Source organism: Paraburkholderia tropica, assembly GCF_914484835.1.
GTDB lineage: Bacteria > Pseudomonadota > Gammaproteobacteria > Burkholderiales > Burkholderiaceae > Paraburkholderia > Paraburkholderia tropica_A.
Genome location: NZ_CAJZAR010000039.1, coordinates 153,636 through 172,154 on the forward strand (window position 1 = coordinate 153,636; position 18,519 = coordinate 172,154).

Consider the following 18,519-nt stretch of genomic DNA (forward strand, 5'->3'; position numbering starts at 1 on the left):
TCCATGTCTTACGCAATTTATCCGAGCCTGAGCGACAAGGTGGTCGTGATCACGGGCGGCGGCACCGGCATCGGCGCCGCGATGGTGGCGGCCTTTAGCGCTCAGGGCGCGTGCGTGCATTTTCTCGACGTGGCCGACGAAGCGTCGCTCGCGCTCGTCGAAGCGAGCCGCCACACGAAATACGAACCCGTCTACCATCGCTGCGATCTGCGCGATATCGACGCCTTGCAACGCTGTTTCGACGCCATCGCGCAAGCGTCCGGCGACGCGCAGATCCTCGTCAATAACGCCGCCAACGACGACCGCCACAGCGTTGGCGACGTGAGCGCCGCTTACTGGGACGACCGTCTCGCCGTGAATCTGCGCCATCAATTCTTTTGCGCGCAAGCCGTGAGCGAAGGCATGCGCAAGCAGGGCGGCGGCGCGATCATCAATCTCGGTTCGATTTCCTGGCATCTCGCCACGCCGAATCTCAGCGTCTATATGACGGCCAAAGCGGGCATCGAAGGCCTCACGCGCGGACTCGCGCGCGATCTCGGCGAGCACGGCATACGCGTGAATTGCGTGATTCCGGGCGCGGTGCGCACGCCGCGCCAGATGAAACTCTGGCAGTCGAGCGAGAGTGAATCGGAATTGCTTGACCAGCAATGTCTGCACGCGCGCATCGAACCCGAGCACGTCGCGCGCATGGTGCTCTTTCTCGCGTCCGACGACGCCGCGCGCTGCACGGGCCGCGATTATTTCGTCGATGCCGGATGGTACGGCGCATGAACACAACGATCCCGGAAGTCGAATGGAACGTGGGCACGCTGCTCGGCGAAGGCCCCGTGTGGGTCGAACGCGAACGCGCGCTGTACTTCGTCGATATCAAGCAGCGGCGCGTGCATCGCTACGTGCCGGAAAGCGGCGCGCGCAGCAGTTGGGACGCGCCCGCGCAAACCGGTTTCGTCCTGCCGCACGCGGATGGCGGCTTTGTCTGTGGATTGCAGGGCGGCTTGCACCGCTTCACGCCCGAAGACGGGCGCTTCGTGCTGCGCGTGCCGGTCGAAACCGCGCTGCCGGGCAACCGACTCAACGACGCGCACGTGGATGGCGAAGGCCGCTTATGGTTCGGCTCGATGGACGACGCGGAAACGGAGCCGACCGGCTCGCTCTGGCGCGCCGAAGACGACCGGCCGCCGCGCGTGCACGACAGCGGCTACATCATCACGAACGGCCCGGCGATGAGCCCCGATTCACGCACGCTGTATCACGTGGATTCGCTGCGCCGCGCCATCTACGCATTCGATGTGGGCGACGACGGCGAACTCTCGGCGCGCCGCCTGTTCACCACGCACGCGCCGCCGGGCGACCCCGACGGCCTGGTCGTGGATGCAGAGGGCTTCGTCTGGGTCGCGACGTTTGGCGGCGCACGCATCGAGCGCTACGCGCCCAACGGCTTGAGCGTGGCGCACGTTGTGTTCCCTTGCTCGAACGTGACGAAGCTCGCCTTCGGCGGCGACGATTTGCGCACGGCGTATGTGACCACGGCGCGCAAAGGACTCGACGCAGCCGCGCTCGCCCGCGAGCCGCTCGCAGGCGCGCTGTTTTCGTTTCGCGCGCCGGCCGCCGGGCAGCCGCAATCGCTGTGCCGGATCGTGTGGCCCGAGTGACGATATTGTCTAACGGCGTTTAATCAGACTTTCTCGCATGAATACGTTTTAAAACATGTAAACCTCTGCGCTTTTCATTCGCCGCTTTTCATTCAAAGAACGCGCACGCATTCATCGTTCGATCACCTCGCCGGTGCATAATGGCTTTACCGCCGATGCAGTCGATGGCCATCCGTCGAGGAGTCCGCCATGCAAGCGAGGAACGAGGAATTCGTCGCCCATCTGCTCTCCGATGTTCTGGCATTCGCGCGAGCGCGATTGCCGGAACCCGCCTTTCAAACGGTCGAACCGTTCCTGCGCCACTATTACGATTTCGTCGATGCCGAGGATCTGCGCAGCCGCAGCATCGCCGATCTCTATGGCGCCGCCATGGCGCACTGGCAAACGGCGCAACGCTTCGTGCCCGGCACCGAGCGCATGCGGGTCTATAACCCGATTCTCGAACAGCACGGCTGGCATTCCGATCACACGGTCATCGAAATCGTCAACGACGACATGCCGTTCCTGGTCGATTCGGTGTCGATGGCCGTCAACAAGCTCGGGCTCGCGCTGCATTCGGCCATGCACCCGGTGTTTCGCGTCTGGCGCGGCAAGGAAGGCGGCATCGAGCGCATCGACGTGGGAGCCGCCGGCGCGGACGACGGCCCGTCCCAACTGGCCTCGTTTATTCATTTCGAAGTCGACCGCTGCGGCGATGCAGCAAAACTCGACGAGCTACGCCGCGAAATCGCCAAGGTGCTCGGCGACGTGCGGGCCGCCGTCGAGGACTGGCCGAAGATACTCGACGTCGCGCGCGAGACCATCAAGAGCATGAAGGCGCGCGAAACGAGCGCGGAAGATATCGAAGCGCGCGCGTTTCTCGACTGGATGGTCGCCGACCATTTCACCTTTCTCGGCCAGCGCGACTATGCGCTCGTCGAACACGGCGACGGCTTCGCGCTGCGCGGCGTGGACAACTCGGGCCTCGGCATCCTGCGTGAAGCCTTGCGCGCGCCCGGCACGCCCGACGTCACGCCGCTGCCGCCCGCGGCCGCCGACATCGTCACGGGAGCATGGCCGATCTTTCTGACCAAGGCGAATTCGCGCGCGACCGTGCACCGGCCCGGTTATCTCGACTATGTGGGCGTGAAGCTCGTGGGCGCGGACGGCAAGGTCTGCGGCGAGCGCCGCTTCGTCGGGCTTTATACTTCGACGGCCTATATGGTCCCCGCCGCCGATATTCCGATCGTGCGCCGCAAATGCGCGAATATCGTGCGCCGCGCGGGCTTTCTGCCGAAAGGGCATCTCGGCAAATCGCTCGTGACCGTGCTCGAAACCTATCCGCGCGACGAGTTATTCCAGGCCGCCGAAGACGAGCTTTACGATATCGCGCTCGGCGTATTGCGTTTGCAGGAGCATCAGCGCACGCGTCTATTCGTGCGGCGCGATCGTTTCAATCGATTCGTCTCGTGCCTCGTTTATGTGTCGCGCGATAAATACAATACCGATTTGCGGCGGCGCATCGCAAATCTGCTCGCGGAAGCCTTCAACGGCATTTCGGTGGAATTCACGCCGCTGCTTTCGGAATCGGCGATTGCGCGCATTCATTTCGTCGTGCACGCCGAACCCGGCACGATGCCCGACGTGGACACGCGCGAACTGGAAGCGCGGCTTGTGCAGGTCACGCGGCGCTGGCAGGACGATCTCGCCGACGCGCTGCTCGACGCTTTCGGCGAGGAGCAGGGCACGCGCCTGCTGCATCGTTACGCCGATTCGTTTCCCGCCGGTTATCGCGACGATTATCCCGCGCGCACGGCCGTTCGCGATATCGAATTGATCGAGCGCGTGCAGGGTACGGCGGGCATCGCGATGAATCTGTATCGGCCGATCGAATCGGGGCCGCGTGCATTTCGTTTCAAGGTCTATTGCGCGGGCGAAGCCATTGCGCTCTCGCGCAGTTTGCCGATGCTCGAACATCTCGGCGTGCGCGTGGATGAAGAACGGCCTTACGTGATTCAGGTGCCGGGCTGCGATCCCGCGTGGGTGCACGACTTCGGTCTCGAACTCGCCGACGACGCGGAATTCGATATCGAGCGCGTGAAAGATCTGTTCGAGGAAGCGTTCGAAGGCGTATGGAGCGCGCGCATCGAGAACGACGATTTCAATCGGCTCGTATTGCGCGCGTATCTGGGCGCGCGCGAAGTAACGATTTTGCGCGCCTATGCGAAATATCTGCGGCAGGTGGGCTCGACATTCAGCGACGCCTATATCGAACGCGCGTTGACCGGCAATCCGGCGATTGCGCGGCAACTGGTCGAATTATTCCTTGTGCGTTTCGATCCGCGCGCGGAAGCGGCGCGCGAGGAACGCACGGCGCTCGCGCTCAAAGCGATCGAGGCCGCGCTCGACCAGGTGCCGAATCTCGACGAGGACCGCATTCTGCGGCAGTTTCTCGGCGTAATCAACGCAACGGTGCGCACCAATTATTTCCGCCGCGAGCCGAATGGCGCGCTGCGTCCGGCGCTGTCGTTCAAATTCGATCCGTCGAAAGTACCAGGGCTGCCCGAGCCGAAACCGATGTTCGAAATCTGGGTGTATTCGCCGCGCGTGGAAGGCGTGCATTTGCGAGGCGGACGCGTCGCGCGCGGCGGCCTGCGCTGGTCCGACCGGCGCGAAGATTTCCGCACCGAAGTGCTCGGCCTGATGAAAGCGCAGATGGTGAAGAACGTCGTGATCGTGCCGGTGGGTTCGAAGGGCGGCTTCGTGGTGAAGAATCCGCCGCCGCCGAGCGACCGCGAAGCGTGGATGCGCGAAGGCGTGGCCTGCTATCAGACCTTTTTGCGCGGGCTGCTCGACCTCACCGACAACCTCGTGAACAACGCCATCGTCCCGCCGCCCGACGTCGTGCGTCACGATCCCGACGACCCGTATCTCGTCGTGGCCGCCGACAAGGGCACGGCCACATTCTCCGATTACGCGAACGCCATTTCCGCCGAATACGGCTTTTGGCTCGACGACGCCTTTGCGTCGGGCGGCTCGGTGGGCTACGACCACAAGAAGATGGCGATCACCGCGCGCGGCGCGTGGGAATCGGTAAAACGTCACTTCCGCGAAATGGGCGTGGATACCCAGGCGAGCGATTTCACGGTGGTCGGCGTCGGCGACATGTCGGGCGACGTGTTCGGCAACGGCATGCTGCTGTCGCCGCATATCAAGCTTGTGGCGGCCTTCGATCATCGCCATGTGTTTCTCGATCCGGCGCCTGATCCGGCGCGCAGTTTCGCGGAGCGCCAGCGGCTGTTCGCACTCGATCGATCGAGCTGGGCCGATTACGATCCGGCCGCGATCTCGGCGGGCGGCGGCATTTTCCCGCGCACCGTCAAGACGATTCCGCTTTCTCCCGCCGTGCGCGAGGTGCTGGGCATCGACGCCGTGGCGCTCACGCCGAACGAACTGATTCGCGCGATCCTTCAGGCGCCGGTCGATCTGCTTTATAACGGCGGCATTGGCACCTATGTGAAGGCGTCGCGCGAAACGCACGCGCAAGTGGGCGACCGCGCCAACGACGCGGTGCGCGTGAATGGCACGGACCTGCGCTGCAAGGTCGTGGGCGAGGGCGGCAATCTCGGCGTGACGCAACTCGGGCGCATCGAATTCGCGCAGCGCGGCGGCCGCATCAATACCGATGCCATCGACAATTCAGCAGGCGTCGATTGTTCGGATCACGAAGTAAATATAAAGATCCTGCTCGGTCTCGTGGTGGGCGACGGCGAGATGACCACCAAACAGCGCAATACGCTGCTGGCCGAAATGACTGATGAAGTCGGCTTGCTCGTGCTGAGCGACAACTATTACCAGACTCAGGCGCTCTCGATCGCGGGCCGCTATGCCGTGCCGCTGCTCGATGCGGAAACGCGCGTGATGCGCTGGCTCGAACGCGCGGGGCGCCTCAATCGCGTGATCGAATTCCTGCCGACCGACGAGGAAGTGGCCGAGCGCCAGGCGTCGAAACTCGGCCTCACGTCGCCCGAGCGCGCGGTGCTGCTCGCGTATAGCAAGATGTGGCTCTACGATGCGCTGCTCGATTCCGAGGTGCCCGAAGATCCGCTCGTCGCGGCCTTGCTGATCGACTATTTCCCGAAGCCTTTGCAGCAGCGCTTCAGCGAACCGATGCAGCGGCATCCGCTGCGCCGCGAAATTCTCGCGACGCATTTGACCAATGCGCTCGTCAATCGCGTGGGTTGTGCGTTCATTCACCGGCTCATGGAGGAGACCGACGCGCGGCCCGACGAGATCGTGCGCGCCTGCATCATGGTGCGCGACGTATTCGATCTCGACGAGATCTGGCGCGCCATCGACGCGCTCGACAATCGCGTGCCCGACGACGTGCAGGCGCGCATGTTCGTCGATATCGCGCGTCTGCTCGAACGCGCGGCGCTGTGGTTCCTGCGTCATCTGCAAGCGGGCGCGGTGGATCGCGATGACGTGGGTTCGCTGCTCGCGCGCTGCCGCGACGCGGCGCAACGGCTCGCGCCACAACTGCCCGCGCTGTTACCCGAAGCCGATCTCGAAGCGCTCTCGGTGCGCCAGGGCGAACTCGTGCATGCGGGCGTGGAAAGCACGCTTGCGCTGCGGGTGTCGAGCGGCGAAATTTCGGTGGCGCTGCTCGATATCGCCGAAGTGGCGGCGGCGTGCGGGCGTCCGCTCGAACTGGTCGCGGCGGCGTATTTCGCGCTCGGCACGCGCTTGAATTACGGCTGGATCAGTGAACGCGCCGCCACGCTGCCCACGCCCACGCACTGGGACACGATGGCGCGCGCGGCGGCGCTCGCCGAGGTGGCGAGGCTCAAACGCGCGCTCACGACCAGCGCGCTCGCGCAGTCGCCCGACACGGCCGATGCACAAGCCATCGTCGATGCCTGGTGCGCACAGCACGAAGCGGCGCTCGAACGCTACGGCCATTTGCTCACCGAATTGCGTGCGTCGAGCGGTGTGAGCATGTCGGTGCTGCTCGTGATCGTGCGGGCGATGGCGGCGCTCGAACGCGCGTAAGCGTCGCTCAGGGCAAGCTTCGCGCGGCCAGGCCGACAGCTTCACTGATCGCGGCGGGCAGATACGACACGTGATTCTGCCCCGCGTAGATCTGGAAATCGGCGTCGAAACCGAGCGTGGGCGTTGCGTGCAGCAAGTCGGCGATTGCGCGCGCGTTGTCGAGCATCGCCGCGTGCGTCACGCGTTCGACGCGTGCGGGCGGCGCATTGAGCGCGAGTTTCTGTTCGTCGCCACCCACGCGGATCGCGAGCGGAACGGTCGCGTGGGTCGCGCTGCCCTTTGTCGATGCCGAACGCGCGCTCGCACGAGCGCTCGCCAGTAACTCAGCGCCATTCCACCAGATCGACGGACTCGCCGCCATGTAACGCGAGTACGCCTGCGGATGCGCAAGCGCGTCGTTCAGCACGAAGAAACCGCCGAGCGAATGCCCGAACAACATGCGTGAGCGCGGCGCGGCGTGCGTGCGCGCTTCGATGGCGCGCGGCAAGGTCTCGTTGACGAAGGTCTCGAAGGCCAGCGCACCGCCGGTTTCGAGCGGTGCGCCTTGCGCGTCGCGCGGCACGCCCCAGCCATCGCGCGCGGGCGTGGTGAAATCGCGGAAGCGCTGGTGTTCGTCGAACAGCGTGTCGTTGTCGGCGGCGATGGCGGCGATCGTCACGGGGCCGATCAGCTTCGCCTGCAATCGCGCCGCGCTCACCGCGAGCGCGAAGGTCGCGTTGCCGTCGAGCAGTACGAGCAAGGGCGGCGCGGCGCCAGGCGCGGTCGCCTTCGGGTGATACAGCCAGACGCGATAACGCGGACCATTCGGCGTAGCGTCGATCACGAACGATTCGGTATCGGGAAGCAGGGCGCTTACGTCATTCGATGCTTCGATATCCGAATGATTAATCGCGGCATTCGAGGCAGCGACAGGCGTTGCCGCCCACGCAGCCGCCGCCATCGACAAGCCCGCGATTGCACATACCGTTCGCCTTGCAAAAGCGCGTGAAGATTTCATCGTCGGCCTCACCATTGATAGCGCGCGGTGCCGATCACTTCACGGCGCACGCCCCAGAAACACTGCGTCGCGCTCGCGCACGCGGCCACATATTGACGGTCGAACAGATTCGACGCATTGAGCGCGAAGCGCCAGTTGCGCAACTCGTAGTGCACGGCGAGATCGACGAGCGTGAACGAGCCGACCTTGAACGAATCGTCGGCGGCGCCATACGTGCTGCCGATATAGCGCACGCCCGCGCCCATGCCCAGGCCCTTGAACGTGCCGCGATGCAGCGTGTAATCGGCCCACAGCGAAGCGGTATTCTTCGGCACGGCGGCGGGCGTGTGGCCGAGCGAGCTGTCGTTCGCGCTCGCCACATAGGCGCTCGTGTAGCTATACGCCGCGATCAGCGAGAGATCGCGCGTGATATTCAAATGCGTTTCCACTTCGACGCCACGGCTTTTCACTGCGCCGGTCTGCACGCGGTAGTTCGAATTGTTCGGGTCGGGCGTCGACACGTTGGTCTGCTGCAGATCGTAGAGCGAGAGCGTCGTGAAGCTCGTCGTGCCCGGAATCTGATACTTCACGCCCACTTCGAACTGACGCCCCGTCGACGGCTTGAGCGAACTGCCATCCGCCGTCGTGCCCGAGGTGACCGGCTGGAACGAGCGCGAGAAACTCGCGAACGGCGAAATGCCGTTGTCGAACGCGTAGAGCACGCCCGCGCGCCACGTGAACGCGCGATCGAATTGATACGACGACGTGTGCTTCACGTATTCGTTCGCGCTGGTCGACGCGTAATCCTCGCGCGCGCCGAGCACGAACGACCACTTGCCGATCGTCATCTGATCCTGCATGTAGAGGCCGAGATCGTCGGTGCGCTGGCGCGTGTAGCTCGCGAGTTTGGGCGCGGTCAGCGTCTGACCGTACACCGGATTCGTGATGTCGAGCGAAGGCGCCTTGCCCGACGAAAGGCGGCGGTCGGACATCGTCATCTGATAGTCGAGGCCCATCAGCACCGCGTGGCGCACCGCGCCGGTGTTGAAGTCGGCTTCGAGCTGCGTGTCGGTCGAGAGCGCGTCGAGATGTTCGAGCGAGGCGGTGGTCAGGCGATTGAGGTAACGGTTGCTCGAATTCGTGTAGCCGCTCGAATAGACCGTCTGGTAATCGCTCCACATATGCATGTAGCGCGCGTTCTGACGCACCGTGAAGGTGTCGTTGAAGCGGTGCGTGAACGCATAACCCACGCTGGCCTGCGCGCGGCGGAAGTGATCGTAATCGGGTTCGCCGTCGTTGAAGCCGGTGCCGATCTGCCCGTTCGGGTTGTACGACACCGTGCCGTAGCGCGGCAGAAAACCGTAATAGCCGTTGTTCGGATCGTATTGATAGCTCGCGAGCAGCGTGAGTTCGGTGTTCGCATCGGGACGCAGCGTGAGCGAGGGCGCCACGTAAATGCGTTGCTCCTTCGTGCCGGACACCTGCGTATCCGCATCGCGCGCGAGGCCGACGAAGCGATACAGCACGCGCTTGTCCGCATCGACCGCGCCGCCCAGATCGAACGCGCCTTCCCAGCGGTTATGCGTGCCCGCGCCGAGCATCACCTCGTTAACGTGATCGGCTTCGGGACGCTTGCTTTCGAGCACCACCACGCCGCCCGGATTCGCCTGGCCATACAGAATCGAACTCGGGCCGCGCAGCACTTCGATGCGCTGCAAACCGTATTGCTCGATCTGCGGCACGGCATACGACAGACCGCGTCCGAGATTCAGGCCATCGAGAAAATTCACGTAGACCGCATTGCCGCCGAAGCCGCCGAAACCGCGCATCTGCAAACTGTCGTAACGGTCGCCGATACCGCGCGTTTCCGGCACGATGCCCGCCGAGTAACGCAGCGCCTGCGCGACCGACTGCACGTTCTGCTCGTCCATCTGCTTGCGCTCGATGATCGACACCGATTGCGGCGTGCGCGTGAGCGGCGTGCTCGACTTGAGCGCGGCGGTGGCGACGGTCGGATCGTGTGCATCGGCTTCGCTTTGCGCGCGGATCGTCATGGCGGGCAACGATGTTTCGGCGCTCGCGTCGGGGCCGGGCGGTTCGGGATCGACTTCGAGCACGAAGGCCGCGTTCTGGCCGCGCACGGCGCGCAAACCGGTGCCGCGCAATACCTGGGCGAGCGCGCTGCCGGCATCGGCGCGGCCCGTGAAGCCCGGCGACTGCTTGCCCGCGACGAGCGAACTCGCATAGGCGAGCTGCACGCCGCTCGCTTCGGCGAAACGGTTGAGCGCCGTGTTGAGATCCGAAGGCGCGATGCGATAGTCGATGCGTGCATCGCGCGACATCGCAGCCGCCGTTGAAGTGGATTGACTCGTGGATTGCCCCGTGGATTGCGCGGCTTGTTGAGCGAGCGCGGGCAACGAAGCGCCGAAGAGTGCAGCAGCCGCCGCGCTAATCGCGAGCGGACGAAGTGATGCTTGCGTAAACAACGACATTCCCCTGATTGTTTGTCTTACTGAGGGAATAGACGTTGTGCGAAGAAAAAACCGGACGTCGCGCGTAAAAAAATTTTCGCGCGACGGATTACTCCACGTGACTCACGACGACGCGGACAGAATCACCACGCGACCCGCGATGCGCGTGGCCTGCAAACGCAGCGTTTCGGCGAGCGTATCGAGCGCCTGCGCGGGCGCACCGATGGCGAAGTTGCCCGACACGCGCAGCGTCGCCGCGCGGCCACGCACGTAGATGAAGTGGCCTTTCCAGTAGCGGTTGAGCGCGGCAGCCACATCGGCGAGCGGTGCGTCGGTGAACACCATGCGTCCGCGCTGCCACGCGGTGGCCGAATACGCGTCGATGGCGGCGAGCGCGGGCGGGCGCACCGCATCGCCATACGCGACGCTCTGGCCCGCGCCGGCTTCCAGATCGCCCCACGCGTTGCGCACGTCCACGCGTCCTTGCGTGACCGTGACGACGGCATCGCCGCCGTGGCCGGTGCCGTCGCCGGGCAAGCTCGCCTGAAACGCGGTGCCGATGTCTACGACCTCGCCGTCGCCCGCGTGCACGACGAAGCGGCGCGCGTCGCCGTGCTTCACGTCGAAGGCGGCGCGGCCGCGCGCGAGCACGATGCGGCGCTCGTGCGCGTCGTAGCGGACGTCGATGGCCGAGTCGGCGTCGAGCTTCACGATGCTGCCGTCGTCGAGCGCGAAGGTGCGCACTTCGCCTGCCGATGTCGACAGATCGGGCGCATGCAGATACCACGCCGCGCCCACACCGAACGCCACGCAGAGCGAAGCGAAAGCGGCACGCGGCGGCGTGAATAGCGCGGCAAAGCTGAAGGCGAAACGCGCAGGCGGACGCGGACGCGCGGCGGGGCGTTCGATTGGGCGGTGATCGTTGCGGTTATCGTTGCGCCTGTCGGCGTGCTCGCTGTTGCGTTGATCGTTGCGCTGTTCATTGCGTTGATCGGCGCCAGCAGCACGTAATGGCGCGTGCTGCGCGGCGCGCAACGCATCGGCGCCGCGCCATTGCGCGAGCGCGCCGTCGAAAGCCTCGCGATGCAGCGGCGAGCGAGCGCGCCAGCGCGCGAGACGCGCGTCGTCCTGCGTCGCGCGGCCCGCGTCGATCCGCACGACCCAGACGGCGGCCTCGGCGCGCACGCGGCGCGCATGCGCGGCCGCCCGCGCGTCGCTCGGGGTGTCGGCTGAAGAAGAAACGGACATGGCCGGTTGCGGGAATTCCTTAGTCATGGGCCGGCGGGGCGTCGTCGCCGTGCGCGCCGCGGTCGAACTCGACGAGACCCAGCAAGGCGCGCCGCAAATGCTTTTCGACCATGTTCTTGCTGATCTGCAGACGCTCGGCGATCGCTTCGTGCGAGAGCCCATGCACCTTGCGCAGCACGAACACCTCGCGGCAGCGCGCGGGCAGCGCGTTCACCGCGCTTTCGAGCGCGCGCGCCGTCTGCGTGGCCTCGGCGAGCTGGCTCGGATCGACGGGATCGATCGCCAGATCGGCGAAGGCGTCATTATCGTCGTCGAGCGGCGTCACGTCGATGCGCGCGTGCGACCACGCGCGGCTTTCGCGAAAGCGGTCGATCATGAGGTTCTCGATCACGCGCACGAAGAAGGCGCGCGGCTGCCGGACCTCGGCGGTGCCGGGCAGGGACGCCACCTTGACGAAGGCGTCGTGGACCAGGTCCGCCGCCGCTTCCGCCGACCGCATGCGGCGCGCGGCGAACGCGACGAGCGTCCGGTAATGCGCGGCGAAGGCGTGGGCGAGACTGGAAGACGGCTGCACGGATGGGTCTGCACGGCACCAGTGCCGCGCGGGCGGCCGGTTTCATGTCACTTACGTTTAATTTACGAATGAGAATTATTATCGTTTATTGGATTTGATGCAAGATGGTTGAGCAGGAAAGCTTCTGAAAGGGAAACGCCCGTCTCCGGTCAGCTGTCAGCCCTGCGCGCAGCCCCGCAGATGCGCCAGCGCCCGCGCGACCGCCAGCCGGTTCGCGCTGTCCGAGCGCCAGTACATCGAGACCGAGCCGATGCTTTCGAGCGTCATCGGCAGGATGCGCAGCGCCCCAAGCTGCGCGAAACGCTGCGCCGCGCGCCCGGAGGCGACGCCCAGCAGTTGCGTCTGATTGAGCAGGGCGACGTTGAGCATCGACGAATTCGACTCGATGCAATGCTGCGGCATGCCACGGCCTGCCGCGTCGAGTGCGGTTTCGAGCGCCTTGCGCACCGGCGTGCCGGCGGGCCAGACGATCCAGTTGCAGGCGAACAGATCGTCCCAGCCGAGCGTGCTTCGTTCGGCCAGCGGATGATCGAGGCCGCAGACGAAGGCAATGCGCTCGCGATACAGCAGCTCCGCGCTCAAGAGCGGATCGACGGCTTCGTTCGACGAGCGGCCCACCACGATGTCGAGTTCGCCGTGCAGCAGTTGCGGCATCATCAGGTTCATCGTGCTTTCCACGAGCCGGATCTGCGCGCGCGGCAGTTCCTTGACGAGCCGCGCGACCGCCGTGGGCACGGTGTCCGCCGCCGCCACGCCCGAGGTGCCGATCGCCACGAGGCCGCTGCCGCCTTCGCGCTGCGCGGCCATGTCGTCGCGCGCGTTGTCGAGCCGGCCGGTGATGCGCCGCGCGTGCTCCATGAGCGCCTCGCCATACGAGGTGGGGCGCAGCCCGCGCGCGTGCCGCTCGAACAGCGGCAGGCCGATATCTTCTTCCAGTTCCTTGAGCCACTTCGAGAGCGCCGGCTGCGTGGTGTTGAGCGCCGCGGCCGAGTGACTGAGGTTGCCGGTTTCGCCGACTTTCATCAGCAATTCGAGATGCCTCAGACGCAGCCGCTGGGTCCAGTCGCTCATTCGCCTGCCCTCGTGATCTGCATCAAGGTATATCCCGAACCATATACATGAGATGAATTGAGAATTTTACAGGCGATGTCTGCTGGGACACCATGCTCCAGATCACATTGTCCTGTGCCCGAAGCGCGCTTTGCGGTGTGACGGCTGGCCTGATGGCCGGCGCGCTTCTCAAAAAACGGAGACCTCTCATGTCCACGACTCAGTCCACATCCAATCGCGCTCAGTACTACGAACAGATCGCCCGCGAACGGCTCGCGCCGCTGTGGGAATCGCTGCATGCGCTGGTGGTGCCCGAGCCGAAGCCCAAGGCCGTGCCGGCCCTCTGGCAATACGCGCGCATCCGCGATCTGGTCATGGAAGCGGGTTCGGTGATCAGCGCCGCCGAGGCCGTGCGCCGCGTGCTCGTGATGGAAAATCCGGGCCTGCCCGGCAAGTCGGCGGTCGCGCCGAATCTCTATGCGGGTCTGCAACTGATCCTGCCGGGCGAGATCGCGCCGAGCCATCGGCACACGCAGTCGGCCATGCGCTTCATCGTGGAGGGCGAGGGTGCCTGGACCGCCGTGAACGGCGAGCGCACCACCATGCATCCGGGCGATTTCATCATCACGCCGTCGTGGACGTGGCACGACCACGGCAATCCGTCGATCGAGGCGGGCGGCGAGCCGGTGGTCTGGCTCGACGGTCTCGACATACCGCTCGTCGCGCACCTGGACGCCGGTTTCGCCGAGAACTACCCCGAAGCCACCCAGCCGATCTCGCGCGCCGAAGGCGACAGTTTCGCGCGCTACGGCAGCAACATGCTGCCCGTGCGCCACACGGTCAGCGACCCGACCTCGCCGGTGTTCAGCTACCCGTATGCGCGCAGCCGCGAAGCGCTCGACACGCTGTACCGCAACGGCGAACTCGACGCGTGGGACGGCGTGAAGCTGCGCTACGTGAACCCGGCCACGGGCGGCTGGCCGATGCCCACCCTCGCGACCTTCATGCAGTTCCTGCCGAAGGGATTCCGCGGCAAGACGTATCGCAGCACCGACGCCACCGTCTATTGCGTGGTCGAAGGCCAGGGCACGGCGCATGTCGGCGACGAAACCTTCACGCTCGCGCCGCACGACATCTTCGTGGCGCCTTCGTGGGTGCCGGTGCGACTCGACGCCGACGCGGACACCGTCCTCTTCAGCTACTCCGACCGCCCGGTCATGGCCGCACTCAATCTGCTGCGCGAATCGCGCATCTAAGCCGTACTCCTGATTAATTTCACGTTCCGGATCTATCGACCGCTATGGCCTTCATTTTCCCTCCCGAGCAACCTGTTGCCGTTCCCGTGGCCGGTTCGTCCGACCAGTTCGCCGTGCGCCGCGTGTACTGCGTCGGCCGCAATTACGCCGCGCATGCACGCGAAATGGGCTTCGATCCCGATCGCGAGCCGCCGTTCTTCTTCTGCAAGCCGGGCGACTCGATCGTGCCGGTCGCCTATGGCGAAACGCTCGACCTCGCGTATCCCGCGCAGACCGCGAATTACCACTACGAAGCGGAACTCGTCGCCGTGATCGGCAAGAGCGGCGAGGACATCGCCGTGGAAGACGCACTCGAATACGTCTGGGGTTATGCGGTCGGCCTCGACATGACGCGCCGCGACCTGCAGATGAAGATGCGCGAAATGGGCCGTCCGTGGGAGATCGGCAAGGCTTTCGACCGCTCGGCGCCCATCGGTCCGATTCATCCCGCCAGCAAGGTCGGCCACTTCGGCGAGGCCGGTTTGTGGCTGACCGTCAACGGCGCGACGAAGCAGAAAAGCGACGTCTCGCATCTGATCTGGTCGGTGGCCGAAACCGTCGCGTATCTCTCGAAGTTCTTCCGCCTCGAACCGGGCGACGTGATTTTCACTGGCACGCCCGAAGGCGTGGGCCCGGTCGTGCGCGGCGACACCATCAAGGTCGGCGTCGAACGTCTGGGCGAGCTGACCGTGCGCGTGGTCTGACCAGGAGGGCGACGACCGTGCAGCTCTACAGTTTCTTCAACAGTTCGACGTCCTGGCGTGTGCGCATCGCGCTGGCGCTCAAGGGCGTCGACTACGACACGTTGCCGGTGAATATCCGCGTCGGTGCGCATCGCAGCGAGCAGTACGTGGGCGAGGTCAATCCGTCCGCTGCGGTGCCCGCGCTCGTGGATGGCGCGATGCATCTGGGCCAGTCGCTCGCGATCATCGACTGGCTCGATTCGCACCATCCCGAACCGCGCCTCATTCCCGGCGATGCGCCCCTGCGTGCGCGCGTGCTCGAACTGTCCTACCTGATCGCCTGCGACATGCATCCGGTCAACAACCTGCGCGTGCTGCGTTATCTGCAGGACGAGTTGCAGGCGTCGCCGCAACAGAAGGACGCGTGGTATCGCCACTGGATCGCCGAGGGCATGGCGGGCGTCGAGCGCCTGCTCGTTCGCGCCGCTGTGCAGCACGACGGCCCATGGTGCTTCGGCGCGCACCCGACGCTCGCCGACTGCTGCCTGATTCCGCAGATCGGCAACGCACAGCGCATGGGCTGCGATCTTTCCCGCTATCCGCGCGCGCTCGCGATTTCTGCGCACGCGCAGCAGCACCCCGCATTCATTCAGGCTCAGCCGCAACGGCAGCCGGACTTCACGGCCTGAGCCAGTTAGAGGAGACCTCGATCATGAACACAACCCGTCAAACCGGACCGCGCGCCATCGTGGTGGGCGGCGGCATCGGCGGCCTCGCGGCGGCGCTCGCGCTCGCACGCCAGAACGTCCAGGTGCTGCTGCTCGAACAGGCCGAGAAGATCGGCGAAATCGGCGCGGGCATCCAGCTCGGCCCGAACGCCTTCAACGCGCTCGATTCGCTGGGCGCGGGCGAGGCCTCGCGCAAACGCGCGGTCTACACCGACTGGCTCAATCTGATGGACGCCACCGACGCGAGCGAGATCGTGCGCGTCGAAACGGGCGCGCGCTTTCGCGAGCGCTTCGGCAATCCGTACGCGGTGATCCATCGCGCGGATATCCATTTGTCGGTGCTGGAGTCGGTGCAGCGCAATCCGCTGATCCAGTTCCGCACCAGCACGCAGGTGAAGTCGATCGAGCAGGACGAGCACGGCGTCACGCTGACCGACCAGCACGGCGAGCGTTATCAGGCCGACGCCGTGATCGGCTGCGACGGCGTGCGCTCGGTGATCCGCGCGACGCTCGTGGGCGACGCGCCGCGCGTGACCGGCCACGTGGTCTATCGCGCGGTCGTCGACGTCGAGAACATGCCCGAGGATCTGCAGATCAACGCGCCCGTGGTGTGGGCCGGGCCGCATTGCCACCTCGTGCACTACCCGCTGCGCGGCGGCAAGCAATACAACCTCGTCGTCACGTTCCACAGCCGCGACCAGGAGGAGTGGAGCGTGCGCGACGGCAGCAAGGAAGAAGTGCTCTCGTACTTCGAGGGCGTGCATCCGAAGCCGCGCCAGATGCTCGACCGTCCGACCTCGTGGCGGCGCTGGGCGACGGCCGACCGCGAGCCGATCGCGCGCTGGAGCTTCGGCCGCGTGACGCTGCTCGGCGATGCCGCGCATCCGATGACGCAGTACCTCGCGCAGGGCGCCTGCCAGGCGCTCGAAGACGCAGTCACGCTCGGCGCGGCCTATCGAGCCGCCGATGGCGACTTCGAAAAGGCCTTCGCGATCTACGAAAAGGCGCGGATCGCACGCACCGCGCGCGTCGTGCTGGGCGCGCGCGAAATGGGGCGCATCTATCACGCCAAGGGCGTGGAGCGTCTGGTGCGCAACGGGCTGTGGGCGGGCCGCACCCAGGACCAGTTCTACGACGCCATGCAGTGGCTCTACGGCTGGCGCGAGGAAACCTGCCTGCAAGGCGCGATCTAGCGCAGGCCGGTTCAGGGCAGTGCATCAGCGAGGCGGCGTGCCGGGCCGCTTCGCATCACATAAAGATCGTGTCGCGGCGCGACACGTTCAACACGGCTTTCGGTTTGGAGGAGACCCATCATGGCAGCAACCCAGTCCGCCGTCGACGTGACGGCGTTCATCGACCATCATCGCGTGTCGCCGTTTCAGGCGTTCATCGTGGTGTTGTGTTTTCTGATCGTCGCAATCGACGGCTTCGATACCGCGGCGATCGGCTTCATCGCCCCCGCGCTGCATACCGAATGGAATCTGCAACCGGCGCAGCTCGCGCCCGTGTTCGGCGCGGGCCTGGCCGGGCTCATGCTCGGCGCGCTGGTGTTCGGGCCGTTCGGCGACCGCGTGGGGCGCAAGCGTCTGCTGCTCGCCTGCGTGGCCGTGTTCGGCCTCGCGAGTCTCGCGTCGGCGTGGTCGCCTTCGCTCACCTGGCTGCTCGCGCTGCGCTTTCTGACCGGTCTCGGGCTCGGCGGCGCGATGCCGAATGCGATCACGCTCACGTCCGAGTACTGCCCGGCCGCGCGCCGCTCGTTTCTCGTCACGACGATGTTCTGCGGCTTCACGATCGGCTCGGCGCTCGGCGGTTTCGCGGCCGCCGCGCTGATCGATCTGGCCGGCTGGCGTTCGGTGCTGCTCACGGGCGGTATCGCGCCGCTCGCGCTGCTGCCCTTGCTCGCCTGGCAACTGCCTGAATCGGTGCGCTTTCTGGCCAGCCGCGGGAATCACGCGCCGCGCATCGCCCGCACGCTCGCCCGGATCGCGCCGGGCACCGATTTCACGGGCGTCGCGTTTCGCATCGCCGCGCCCACCACGGCGCTCGGCGGCTCGACCGTGCGCGGGCTGTTTCGCCCCGAGCTGCGGCGCGGCACGCTGTTCATGTGGCTCGCGTTCTTCATGAGCCTGCTCGTCATCTATCTGCTCTCTAGCTGGCTGCCGACGCTGCTGCGCAGCACGGGCGCGACGCTGCGCACGGCGGCGCTCGTCACCGCGATGTTCCAGGTGGGCGGCACGCTTGGCGCGATCGCGCTGGGCTGGCTGATGGACCGCATCAATCCGCACTACGTGCTCGGCGCGAGCTACGCGGCGGCGGGCGTGTTCACGGCGCTGATCGGCTCCTTCGCGGCCGAGCCGTGGGCCGCGGCGGTCGCGGTGTTCTGCGCGGGCTTTTGCGTGTCGGGCTCGCAGGTGGGCGCCAATGCGCTGTCCGCCGCCTATTACCCGACCGACTGCCGCGCGACCGGCGTGAGCTGGGCGAACGGCGTCGGCCGCCTGGGCTCGGTGCTCGGTTCGATGGCGGGCGGCGCGATGCTCTCGATGGGACTCTCGATGGCGGCGCTGTTCATGCTCGTCGGGATTCCGGCGGTGATCGCGGGCGCCTCCATGGTCGCAATGGGCCGCTGGCGCGCGCAGCAGGTTGTCGCCGCCGCGCCTGCGTTGCAGTCCTGAGCGGGAGGCCGCACCCGAGCGCCGACCGGCCAGTGCCAGTCCTGGCCATTTGTGCAGCATGCGCGGCGCGCGCAATGTCCGATCTGCGCGCCGCGGCTCTCTCTTTCCGGCGCACGCGCGCAAGACGCGTCGCCTCACC

General features: G+C 65.9%; 13 protein-coding genes. 8 read left to right on the forward strand and 5 right to left on the reverse strand.

Translation table 11 applies throughout. The annotated features are described in order from the left end of the window. Positions 1-3: 3 nt before the first annotated feature. The 3 genes from LDO54_RS10810 to LDO54_RS10820 all read left to right on the forward strand — a co-directional run bounded on the left by LDO54_RS10810 (position 4) and on the right by LDO54_RS10820 (position 6,683). Complete coding sequence (locus LDO54_RS10810; protein WP_224010042.1) at positions 4-771, forward strand: SDR family NAD(P)-dependent oxidoreductase; 768 nt, start codon at positions 4-6, stop codon at positions 769-771. Beyond that, complete coding sequence (locus LDO54_RS10815) at positions 768-1,652, forward strand: SMP-30/gluconolactonase/LRE family protein (protein ID WP_224010044.1); 885 nt, start codon at positions 768-770, stop codon at positions 1,650-1,652. The genes LDO54_RS10810 and LDO54_RS10815 overlap by 4 nt, the downstream gene beginning before the upstream one ends. Before the next feature lie 189 nt (positions 1,653-1,841). Continuing rightward, positions 1,842-6,683 carry an NAD-glutamate dehydrogenase gene (locus tag LDO54_RS10820; protein WP_224010046.1) on the forward strand — a complete coding sequence of 1,614 codons (4,842 nt, stop codon included), beginning with the start codon at positions 1,842-1,844 and terminating at the stop codon, positions 6,681-6,683. 7 nt (positions 6,684-6,690) lie between these two features. On the opposite strand, the gene LDO54_RS10825 is transcribed toward LDO54_RS10820, so the two are convergent. From LDO54_RS10825 to LDO54_RS10845, 5 genes are all read right to left on the reverse strand, one after another. Next, on the reverse strand, positions 6,691-7,506 hold the full coding sequence (locus LDO54_RS10825; protein ID WP_224010049.1) for an alpha/beta hydrolase: 816 nt from the start codon (positions 7,504-7,506) through the stop codon (positions 6,691-6,693). Positions 7,507-7,688: 182 nt separating this feature from the next. Further along, positions 7,689-10,001: a TonB-dependent siderophore receptor gene (locus tag LDO54_RS10830; protein WP_224010050.1), complete on the reverse strand. Its 2,313-nt coding sequence runs from the start codon at positions 9,999-10,001 to the stop codon at positions 7,689-7,691. A 252-nt stretch (positions 10,002-10,253) separates the two neighbouring features. Next, positions 10,254-11,405 carry a FecR family protein gene (locus LDO54_RS10835; protein ID WP_224010052.1) on the reverse strand — a complete coding sequence of 384 codons (1,152 nt, stop codon included), beginning with the start codon at positions 11,403-11,405 and terminating at the stop codon, positions 10,254-10,256. Continuing rightward, positions 11,398-11,952 carry a sigma-70 family RNA polymerase sigma factor gene (locus tag LDO54_RS10840; protein ID WP_224010054.1) on the reverse strand — a complete coding sequence of 185 codons (555 nt, stop codon included), beginning with the start codon at positions 11,950-11,952 and terminating at the stop codon, positions 11,398-11,400. The genes LDO54_RS10835 and LDO54_RS10840 overlap by 8 nt, the downstream gene beginning before the upstream one ends. Positions 11,953-12,108: 156 nt before the next feature. After that, positions 12,109-13,023 carry a LysR family transcriptional regulator gene (locus LDO54_RS10845; RefSeq protein ID WP_224010056.1) on the reverse strand — a complete coding sequence of 305 codons (915 nt, stop codon included), beginning with the start codon at positions 13,021-13,023 and terminating at the stop codon, positions 12,109-12,111. Between the two features lie 188 nt (positions 13,024-13,211). Between LDO54_RS10845 and gtdA the strand changes: the two genes are divergently transcribed. The 5 genes from gtdA (at position 13,212) to LDO54_RS10870 (ending at position 18,380) form a co-directional block, all read left to right on the forward strand. After that, on the forward strand, positions 13,212-14,258 hold the full coding sequence (gene gtdA, locus LDO54_RS10850) for a gentisate 1,2-dioxygenase (protein WP_224010058.1): 1,047 nt from the start codon (positions 13,212-13,214) through the stop codon (positions 14,256-14,258). 44 nt (positions 14,259-14,302) lie between these two features. Then, complete coding sequence (locus LDO54_RS10855) at positions 14,303-15,001, forward strand: fumarylacetoacetate hydrolase family protein (RefSeq protein WP_224010060.1); 699 nt, start codon at positions 14,303-14,305, stop codon at positions 14,999-15,001. 17 nt (positions 15,002-15,018) lie between these two features. Continuing rightward, a complete protein-coding gene (gene maiA / locus LDO54_RS10860; protein WP_224010062.1) occupies positions 15,019-15,669 on the forward strand; it encodes a maleylacetoacetate isomerase in 651 nt (216 codons plus the stop codon). 23 nt (positions 15,670-15,692) lie between these two features. After that, the gene (locus LDO54_RS10865; protein WP_224010064.1) at positions 15,693-16,901 is read left to right on the forward strand and encodes a 3-hydroxybenzoate 6-monooxygenase; all 1,209 of its coding nucleotides are present in this window, start codon (positions 15,693-15,695) and stop codon (positions 16,899-16,901) included. Positions 16,902-17,021: 120 nt separating this feature from the next. Further along, positions 17,022-18,380: an MFS transporter gene (locus LDO54_RS10870; RefSeq protein ID WP_224010066.1), complete on the forward strand. Its 1,359-nt coding sequence runs from the start codon at positions 17,022-17,024 to the stop codon at positions 18,378-18,380. The last annotated feature ends 139 nt before the right edge of the window (positions 18,381-18,519 follow it).